7 protein-coding genes are annotated in these 10,136 nt (G+C 35.8%); 6 read left to right on the forward strand and 1 reads right to left on the reverse strand.

Annotated elements, in window-relative coordinates:
* Nucleotides 1-550: 550 nt before the first annotated feature.
* On the reverse strand, nt 551-1,723 hold the full coding sequence (locus IHO13_RS02675) for an NADH-quinone oxidoreductase subunit D (protein ID WP_225538156.1): 1,173 nt from the start codon (nt 1,721-1,723) through the stop codon (nt 551-553).
* A 372-nt stretch (nt 1,724-2,095) separates the two neighbouring features.
* Here IHO13_RS02675 and IHO13_RS02680 point away from each other — a divergent pair, with 372 nt between their 5' ends.
* The 6 genes from IHO13_RS02680 (at nt 2,096) to IHO13_RS02705 (ending at nt 9,893) form a co-directional block, all read left to right on the forward strand.
* The gene (locus tag IHO13_RS02680; RefSeq protein WP_225538162.1) at nt 2,096-6,796 is read left to right on the forward strand and encodes an NAD-glutamate dehydrogenase; all 4,701 of its coding nucleotides are present in this window, start codon (nt 2,096-2,098) and stop codon (nt 6,794-6,796) included.
* A gap of 5 nt (nt 6,797-6,801) precedes the next feature.
* Nucleotides 6,802-7,098 carry a Sec-independent protein translocase subunit TatB gene (gene tatB / locus IHO13_RS02685; protein ID WP_225538157.1) on the forward strand — a complete coding sequence of 99 codons (297 nt, stop codon included), beginning with the start codon at nt 6,802-6,804 and terminating at the stop codon, nt 7,096-7,098.
* Nucleotides 7,070-8,446, forward strand: coding sequence for a PleD family two-component system response regulator (locus IHO13_RS02690; protein WP_225538158.1), 1,377 nt, complete (start codon nt 7,070-7,072; stop codon nt 8,444-8,446). The genes tatB and IHO13_RS02690 overlap by 29 nt, the downstream gene beginning before the upstream one ends.
* Before the next feature lie 365 nt (nt 8,447-8,811).
* Nucleotides 8,812-9,156, forward strand: coding sequence for a hypothetical protein (locus IHO13_RS02695; RefSeq protein WP_225538159.1), 345 nt, complete (start codon nt 8,812-8,814; stop codon nt 9,154-9,156).
* A gap of 109 nt (nt 9,157-9,265) precedes the next feature.
* Entirely contained in the window at nt 9,266-9,418 is a 153-nt protein-coding gene (locus IHO13_RS02700) for a hypothetical protein (RefSeq protein WP_225538160.1), read from the forward strand.
* A gap of 274 nt (nt 9,419-9,692) precedes the next feature.
* Complete coding sequence (locus IHO13_RS02705; protein ID WP_225538161.1) at nt 9,693-9,893, forward strand: hypothetical protein; 201 nt, start codon at nt 9,693-9,695, stop codon at nt 9,891-9,893.
* Nucleotides 9,894-10,136 lie beyond the last annotated feature (243 nt).

The following is a 10,136-nucleotide window of genomic DNA, read 5'->3' on the forward strand; positions in this document are numbered from 1 at the left end:
ATTGGGATCCATGATGTTGCTTTATCAATAAATATTTAAGAAATTTGCCAAATGAGAAAAAAAGGCAAAAGAAACCCAGTTGGTGGCTAGTGATTTATATTAACTTTATAAATTAGTGTTTTTTTATTCTAAACGTCTAATCTAGCTGCTTTTAAACCTTAACTGACCTAAATTTAAATGTTAAGAGATTCACTAAACAGAAAAAAGGCAAAAGAAACCCAGTTAGCTAGTTATTCACTATCTATCTTTTAAATTGGCATTTTTTTATTGTCTTAAATGCTTTAATAAACGCATTTTAGCTTATACTAGGTAAAAACCTTGAAAGTTTATAAAGGCATGAGGTGCACATAGTGAAAAAATTAAACAACAATACGCCAAGTACATTGAGTTTTTGTTGTTTGATCTGTACGGATTGAAGATAAACAATAGCTTCAATACTATGAATAAGGATGACGGCAAAGGTTGTCAAGTAGTTTTTTCTCATATGCCAAAATCAGTTTATTATGCGAGAGATCTATTAACCTCCGGTTGCTGCCAAACAAGCTATAGCTTACCTATCAATCTCACCAAAAACTATATCGAGCGAACCAATAATTGCTGCAATGTCAGCAAGCATGTGTCCTTTTGACATGAAGTCCAAGGCTTGCAAATGCGCAAAGCCAGGCGCTCTTATTCTGCACCTATAGGGCATATTAGTGCCATCTGAAACTATATATACTCCAAACTCACCTTTTGGTGCTTCAACAGCTGCATAAGCTTCACCTTCTGGTACATGATACCCTTCTGAATAAAGCTTAAAATGGTGAATGAGAGCCTCCATGGACGCTTTCATCTCCGCTCTTGGTGGTGGAGAAATCTTTCTGTCTTCAGTTTTTACTGGTCCTTCGGGCATTTTTTCTATACACTGCTTTACCAAACTAACAGATTGCCTAATCTCCGCCATCCTGACCAAATAACGGTCATAACAGTCACCATTTTGGCCGATTGGTATATCAAAATCCAGTTGGTCGTATATTTCATATGGTTGGCTTTTCCGCAAATCCCAAGCAAGCCCAGCAGCACGTAGCATTGGTCCGCTAAAACCCCAGTCAAGCGCCTGTTTGATCGATATTTCACTGATTCCTACAGTACGTTGTTTCCATATCCTATTTTCTGTCAAAAGCTCATCAACGTCATCTATATACTGCGAAAATTGCTCTATGAACTTTGTAATATCCTCGATCAAACCTTCTGGTATATCTGCTGCTACTCCACCTGGCCTAATGTAAGCTGCATGAAATCTTGCACCTGAAGCCCTTTCGTAAAATGCCAATATTTTTTCTCTTTCTTCAAAGAGCCATAAAAGAGGAGTCATTGCTCCAACATCCAGTGCTTGAGAAGAAATATTGAGTAAGTGATTTAGTATTCTGGTCAGCTCACAAAACAAAACACGCAAATACTTTGCTCTGACTGGTACTTCACACTGCAACAATTTCTCTACACACAGTGAATATGCGTGCTCTTGTGACATTGGTGATACATAGTCAAGACGATCAAAATACGGCAAAGCTTGGAGATACGTTTTGTGCTCTATTAACTTTTCAGTGCCACGGTGCAAAAGCCCAATATGTGGATCTGCTCTTTCGATCACTTCACCATCCATTTCCAGTACAAGACGCAACACTCCATGTGCAGCCGGATGCTGAGGTCCAAAATTCAACACCATTGTTTTTAAATCTGACATATCTGATAACTTAAGGTATTGAAATTATATAGACTGAAGTACATTAAAAGTCAATTTGAAACCTCTGTTATATAATTGACATTGATTGCGAAATTATGCAATAACAAAGAATTATAATAATCTGAAAGAGGAAGTTCATACCTGATCAAAAAAAGTTTGCATCATATATGTGGCGATAACCATAGGGCCTTAGCTGGGTATTATATATTGCTTTAGTACTATGTAGGGGAATTCCATACTCCCGTTCAGGAACGCTTGTGGTGAGCTGCATAAGTAATGCAATAGAAAGGCGATGAGCTAATAATGTGTACTTTTAGTAATGAAATCTTAGTTAAAAGGATTTAAATTCACTGTGTATTTTTATTGAAAAAAATGTGTGTAGAGCATAATGTTGACACTAAGTCTTTATTTAAGTTGATTAATCAAGAAAATCAAAAAGAAAAGGAAAGAGTTAAAGAGTTTATTAAGTACTTTTATAATTTTGTCTATAATAGCGACCTAAAGATCAATGATAAATTTCTTCTGTACATTGCAGAAGACGCATACAACTTCATCTTTAAAAAAGAGAGAGAAGAAAGTAAGTTAATGGTAAGCAATGTAAATGATGTACCAGGGATAGAAGGCAATTTTACTATAATTAAAGTAGCAAATGACGACATGCCTTTTCTGGTTGACTCTATTATTGCCACCATTAAGTCGCATAATTTAACTATATGCTATTACAGCAACAGCATAATTAACATCCAAAGAAAAAGTGGCCTTATTAATGAGATTTGCCATTTAGAAGATGATAATGGTGTCAAGGAATCGGTGATATACGTGGTTATTAAAGGCATAAGTGACAGTTTTGTTGATACACTAAAAGAGTCTCTACACAGAACACTGAAGGCGGTTAATTGCGTTGTAAAAGATTGGCATCTGATGCTGCAGAAGCTTGATGAGGCAAGTCTTTCTGTCATCCCAGTACTTAATAATGGGATCCAGGAAAAGGATTTTCTAGCTTGGTTGAAGAATAACAACTTTGTATTTTTAGGTTATCAAGAATGCATTCCTGATGAAGATGGAAAGTTCGTTCCAAGTGGTAAGGAAAATCTTGGTTTAATGAAAGCAAGTGAAGAGTATAAAAATGTATTGGTTCCTTGTGTTGATCTTGATTGTTTATACATATTGAGGTCAGATCTGATTTCAATAGTTCATCGGCGTACGTACATGAATTGTATAGGAGTGAGAGAATTTAATGATCAGGGTAACGTGATAAAGGAACGGAGTTTTTTTGGATTGTTTACCTCTATAGCTGAAGTTCAAGATATTCGAACTATTCCGGTAATAAAGGATAAAATTGAAATAATAGAGAAAAGGGCAGGATTCATACCAGGTGGCCACAACAATAAGGCTTTAATTTCTATCTTGCAAGCATTCTCTTGTGATGAATTATTCCAGTCCAATGAAGATGAGTTGTTTAAAATTTGTACTTCGATTATGTCTCTTGCAATTAGACCAAAAGTCAAATTGTTTTTAAGAGAGGTGGGGGACTTTATCAGTTGCATAGTGTTGATGCCGATGCGTTATGCTAGTGCCAGGTTAATGTTCAAAATACGTGACATATTGAAGGATGAAATAAATGCAAAAGGTGCAGATATTTATAACCATCACATTATAAACGAATATGACTTGATGAAGTTGCATGTAGTGCTAAAAGCTGAAGGTGCTAGTGTTCTTGATGATGAAGTTCTGCGTATCGAAAACAAATTGAGAAACATTACAGAAAAGTGGGAAGATCGTTTTATAGATAACCTATATAATACCTTCGGTACTATTGAGGATGTATTTATCCGTTATTGCAAGGCATTTCCGGTAAGCTATCAAGAGAGTTTCGAACCCAACGACGCATATTACGATATGAAGAAATTGGAGATAGTAAGGAAAAAGAGAGTGAGTGAGGTCGATTTAAGACTTACTCGTGACAATCTCAATTATCAATTAAAAGTTTATACTCCAAGTAATGGCGGCCTTGAATTATCAAAGATATTGAGAATTACTAAGAATTTGGGGGCGAAAATTCTATCTCACAATGGTTATTACATAGAAATTAACGGTGGAATATGGATACACCATTTTGTGTTGTCGAGGGTCGATGAGCTAATAGACAACATTACTCTGAAAGAGCAGTTCGAGATAACGCTTGCAAAAGTGTTTAGAAGAGAAATTAAAAATGACTATTTCAACAGTTTGATTATTATTGCTGGGCTGGAGTGGAAAGAGGTACTTCTAATTAGAACGCTAAGTGCTTACCTAAAGCAAACGTCATTTAAATACAACCCAGAATATGTTCAAAAAGTGGTTTCAGAGTATCCAAAGATAGTGAGGTATTTGATACAATTATTTCATGCAAGATTTGATCCTAGTATAGATATTGATAGAGCAGAAACTACAGACATCTTCAGAGAGAAAATTGAGGAGCTTCTAAAAGAGATCAGCAATGTTTCACATGATTACGTTATACGTTCGATATTTAACTTGATAATGGCTATTTTAAGGACCAGTTATTATCAAGATGATAAACCATATTTATCTACAAAATTTGATTCAAGTAAAATAAATGGTTTGCCTGATCCGCGTCCATATCGTGAGTTGTACGTGTATTCGAACCTTTTTGAGGGAATACATTTAAGAGGAGGAAAACTAGCGCGTGGTGGTTTAAGGTGGTCGGATAGGACGGAAGATTTTCGTACTGAAGTTTTGGGACTCATGAAAGCTCAGATGACGAAAAACGCGGTGATAGTCCCTGTTGGTGCAAAGGGTGGGTTTATAATAAAGAAAGTTTATAGGGATAAAAATATCTTAAGAGAGAAAGGTGTTGAGTGCTATAAGAATTTTATCAGAGGAATGCTTGATATTACTGATAATGTAGTTGATGGTAAAATAATTCCACCAGAAAATGTTATCAGGTATGACGAAGATGATCCATACCTAGTAGTTGCAGCAGATAAAGGCACTGCTTCATTTTCTGATTATGCCAACCAAATAGCTTCTGAGTATAATTTTTGGCTTGGCGATGCATTTGCATCTGGCGGATCAGCAGGTTACGACCACAAAAAGATGGGTATTACAGCAAGAGGTGCGTGGATTGCAGCACAAAGGCATTTTTGGAGAATGAATAGGGATATTTATCAAAATATAACTGTTGTTGGAATTGGAGATATGGCTGGCGATCTATTTGGAAATGGCATGCTGCTTTCAAAAAATATGCGTTTAATCGGCGCATTCAACCATATGCATATTTTTGTTGACCCGAATCCTGATACAGAAAAGAGTTTCGCAGAACGTAAACGTCTCTTTGAGTTGCCATTTTCAACTTGGATGGATTATAGCAAAGATTTGATTTCTGAGGGTGGTGGGGTATTTGAACGCAGTAGCAAGCAATTAAACATTTCTCAAGAAATAAAAAGATGTTTCGACATAACAGAAGATACGTTATCTCCAAACGACTTAATACGATATCTGTTGAAAGCAAGAGTGGATTTTATATGGAATGGAGGAATTGGTACGTTTGTCAAAGCGAAAAGTGAAAGCCATGACATGGTAGGTGACAAAGCAAATGATGAGTTAAGAGTGAATGGTGAGAATATTAGAGCTTCTATGTTCATAGAGGGTGGTAATCTCGGTTGCACGCAGCTTGGAAGAATAGAGTATGCAGAGAAGGGTGGATATATCAATGCAGATTTTGTTGATAATTCGGCAGGAGTAATATGTTCTGATTTGGAAGTTAACATCAAAATTGCATTTGTTTCGATTATGAAAGGAGGGGGCATTTCCTTAGAAAAAAGGAACGAAATACTAGCTAGTATGGTAGACGAAGTTGCATTTAAGGTACTTGAGGATCATAACAGGATTGAAACAAAAGCATTACTTCTTGAGTGCTTGCAAGCTAAGGAAAGGCTAGAACAGCATCACAGATTATTACTCAGCTTGGAGAGATCTGGGTTGCTAAACCGAAGTGTGGAATTTCTTCCAGCTGATGAGGAAATAGCGAGAATGTTGACTGGAGCAGAGGGTTTTAGTTCTCCTCAGCTTTCTGTCCTGATATCTTACGCTAGAACAGCAATAGAAAATGGAATTATACATTCCAGCTTGCCTGAAAAAGATTCCTTGTGTCGTGATTACTTGCTAAACTACTTTCCACAAAAAATGGTAACAGAGTTTAAGGATTACATATTGAAGCACCAACTTCGCAGAGAGATTATCTCCACTTGCATTGCAAACGATGTAGTGAATAGGATGGGGTGTATATTTATTAATAATCTAGTTAAAAATACTGGAATCAAAGTGCATGAAGCAGTTAATGTTTATATTGTTGTTAACCGTTTATATAGTTTAAATAACCTGTGGCAGAAAATTGATGAATTGGATGGCAAGATTGATGTTAACTCGTACTTGCAAATAGTGAGAAATGTGCAAAAGTTTATTGGTAGAGTATCATTTTGGTTAGTAGAAAATCTCAGCAAACTCGGCTCTATAGAGCTGGATGATGTCACAAAATTTAAGGATGCAATTGAGACTTTAGGCCAGAACCTAACTGATGTTTTAGATGAACATCTATTGAAGGTCTATCACCATGGGTCTGCTTCTTTAGTGGAACTTAATATAAATAAAGATCTAGCAAAAAAAGTTGCTGATCTGTGCATTTTGGCCTATGCACTGGACGTTATATCCATTTCTGGGCAGACATCTTTACCTATTCTTGACACTGGTAAAATATACTTTGAGTTAAAGTCGCTACTGAGATTCGATCTGATTAGAACAATTGCTATCAAGATAAAAAGTCATTCTTCTTATTGGGACCGCAGCTTAATTAATGATTTATTGGATGATTTAAGCAATTATCATCATAAGCTAACTGTCAAAGTTATAAAATCTACCAGTAACTGTGAAGATAAAGTTCAAACCTGGGCTTGCAATGATACGGATTGCATAGAACGTTACAATAGTTTCTTAGATGAGATGGTTGCTTCTAAGCTTGATTTAAGTAAATTAATATTTATAATAAGAAGAATTGAAATACTTGCCTCGTAGGAAAAATGTTCAACATAGGTCTTTCAGAAATTTTAGTTGTAGCACTAGTAAGTATAGTTGTTCTCGATAAGAATAAAATACCTACGTTTATTGACCTTATTAGGAATATACATAGGTATTTTATGATTGCAAAGTCGAGAGTTAAGAAGTTGTTAAAAGATGCTGGAATCGAAGATTTGTATAGAGAGTATAGTGTCGAGAAGGTAAATTATATAGTTGGTAAAGATGGTAAGTTTTATCCTAGTTACAATATAGGTAATACATCTAAAGGTAATGACAGCGAAGATTCTGGTAGTAGATGATGTACTATCTAATGTTAAGCTTTTAGAAGCTCGACTAAAAGCGGAGTACTATACAGTTATTGTAGCTCATGATGGTAAAGAAGCTGTAGATTTGGTAGCAAAGCAGCAGCCAGATATTATATTACTCGATATCATGATGCCGAAAATAAATGGCTTTGAAGTTTGTAAGAGCCTAAAGAGTAATCCCTTAACAACCCATATTCCAATAATTATGGTGACTGCGCTGCACGACACTCACGATAGAGTGCAGGGCATTAATGCTGGCGCAGATGACTTTCTAACTAAACCAATAGATGAAACTGCTCTGTCTGCAAGAATCAGATCCCTCACGCGTTTGAAGATGGTAATAGATGAGTTGCGTTTGAGAGGAGAAACTAACGCTGAGATTGGTGGGGTAACAGGAAGCAGTATCATGGATTATTCCAACCAGATTTTTAATGCTAACATACTTGTTGTGGATGAGGATGTCTTTCAAGCAGAACAGATATATAATGTACTGAGTCAACGTTTTTGTTCAATTAAAGTGCTGAATGATCCAACTGAGGCATTGAAAATTGGTATTGAGGATAACTACGACCTGATTATTTCCGACATGCAATTTTCGCAAACTGATGGCCTACGTTTGTGTTCTGAGTTTCGCAGTAAAGTGGAGACACGTTACACGCCAATTCTGATTCTCTCTGAAGATTATGATAAAAGCAATTTAGTAAAAGCGCTTAATGTGGGTGCTAACGATTACTTAATAGTACCGCTGGACGAGAGTGAGTTAATAGCAAGAGTTAATTTACAAGTGAAACGTAAGAGGTATCAAGATGCCTTGAGAATGAACTTGTTCAATAATGCAGAAATGTCTATAAAGGATCCGCTAACTAACTGTTACAATAGAAGATATTTTGATACGCACTTGAAAAACATTGTTAAAGATTCTGTAGAGAAGGATAGAAGATTATCTCTTATGATACTTGATATAGACTATTTTAAGGTAGTAAATGACGATTTTGGGCATAGTGCTGGGGATGAACTTTTAAAGCAAATGCAGAAGAGAATCTCTGAAAATATCAGAGTGACGGATTTGCTAGCTAGGTTTGGTGGTGAGGAATTTGTTGTTGTAATGCCAGATACCAATATATCAGATGCATACACTGTTGCAGAGAGAATACGTGAAATTATCGCTACAGAACCTTTTGAGCTCTCAGGCGAAAACACGACTCATAGTGTGACTGTGAGCATTGGAGTTGCAGAAATGCAAAAATCTGATCTTGATAATATTAAAAAATTTATAGTACGTGCTGACAGATACCTATATAAAGCAAAAAATAATGGCAGAAATAGAGTAGTTACTGGCTAACTCAGAGTGTAACAGCATAAAAATTACCATCAATTCAAATTCACAATTTCAAAAAAGTTGTTGTAGTCGAAAATATTTGTGCTATAGATAGTAAGTTTACATAATCTAGTTACAATTATTGTAAACTTAAAGAACTAGTGTTATTTGGAGGATTTATGGCTTAAGACAATGGTAATCTACTAGGGCCCATTATAGTAGCGGGTTCTTTGCTACAGTAGGAGCAGTACTAGAGGCTGCATGAGTGATGGCGTTACTAGGGGTAGGAACGGGAATAGTGGTAGCTAATGTGGATGCTAGGAACGAAGATTTACGAACAAGCAGAGTCTAACCGGAGGCTTTTTACGAATCACAAAGAAGGGAAGCTCATGGTAGGGAGGGATTATGATAATAGTAATGATGACTGTTCAATACAATTTTATCAGAAACAACAGAAAGCGTATTTACATTTATCGCAACTTATATCAAATAATTTTCAAGATGCATTGATTGAACCAATAAAACAAGGTCTCTACTTGCCTTCTTTTAAAACAAGGAATGTTAAAATTAATGGTAAGTGTACTGCTGCCACTTGTGGGTTATCTCAGGCTTTACTATCACAAAGCGGTGAATCATTTTTAAGCAACTTAAAGACTTCCGCAGAAATTTACGAGCGTATAGTACAGGGTAAGCAGGTACCTAAAGAGGAAAAAAACAGAAGTTTTTGCTTTTAGTAAACTGCTTGATAAACTTGAGAGACAGTTAGATTTTTCTACGAATAGCCTGTCTTTAAACTTATTTCATGCTCAGAGCTATAAAACGCTTGGTGATTTATCAAATTATATGGCTGGAATTAAAGGCAATTTTGCCATTCACTTGGTAATAGGTAATCACGTTGTTGCGATTTACAGAATAGATGATAATTATACTTATTTTGACAATAACGCAGCGTTTATTTCTGAATTAAAAAGTGTCGATCAGTTTATAAGATTGTAGAAAAAGGAATAGAATCTGCTGGCTATAAAATAAAGAAAGAAGGTTTGCTTATTAAACACTTTGATGTCGATAAGGCTAATAATCTACTGCCCAGTGAAGGTAAACAAATTCTAGCAAAAGAAATTAAAACAGAACATCAACTTCTAGCAGAACAAGATATAAAGAGCTTGGTCTTATTAAGATTAATGGTCAAAAACTATCCAGGGTACAGTTATATGACTCTGGAACCAAAATTCATGTAGAAGGTAGCGTACCGGTACTTATTAATGCTAATATGAATCTAAGTAGCAAAAAATTCCAAGATCATCTAGATAAAAAAGAAATAAGTATGACAACTAGAGAATATCTTGGTCACTTGAAAAGTAGCAAGAATGTGGAGGAAGTAATGCAAGCAACCAAGGTAATTCCTTTTGAAGACTCAAGTAGTAAAATTAGAGATGCAGAGAAAACGCGCAAGACATGTAATAAGCCTTAATCTTATTTAAGTGGTATAATAATAAGTAGTTAACCAGTGAGAACAAGGGCGATAGGGAGCACTGCTAGCTGAAATGACACCCTCTCCTGTCACTCAAGTGGTCTTTTCTTGTCATCCAAAGTAGATGACATTTGTATCTGGGATCTAATGTTACTTTATGACAGTGCCATGAAAGTGGTCCCCTCCTATCATTCCAGCGCGTGATGCACAGCTGTACGAATATTAATTATGGAAAGGAAAGAA

Origin of the sequence: Wolbachia endosymbiont of Mansonella perstans (genome assembly GCF_020278605.1) — a bacterium.
GTDB lineage: Bacteria > Pseudomonadota > Alphaproteobacteria > Rickettsiales > Anaplasmataceae > Wolbachia.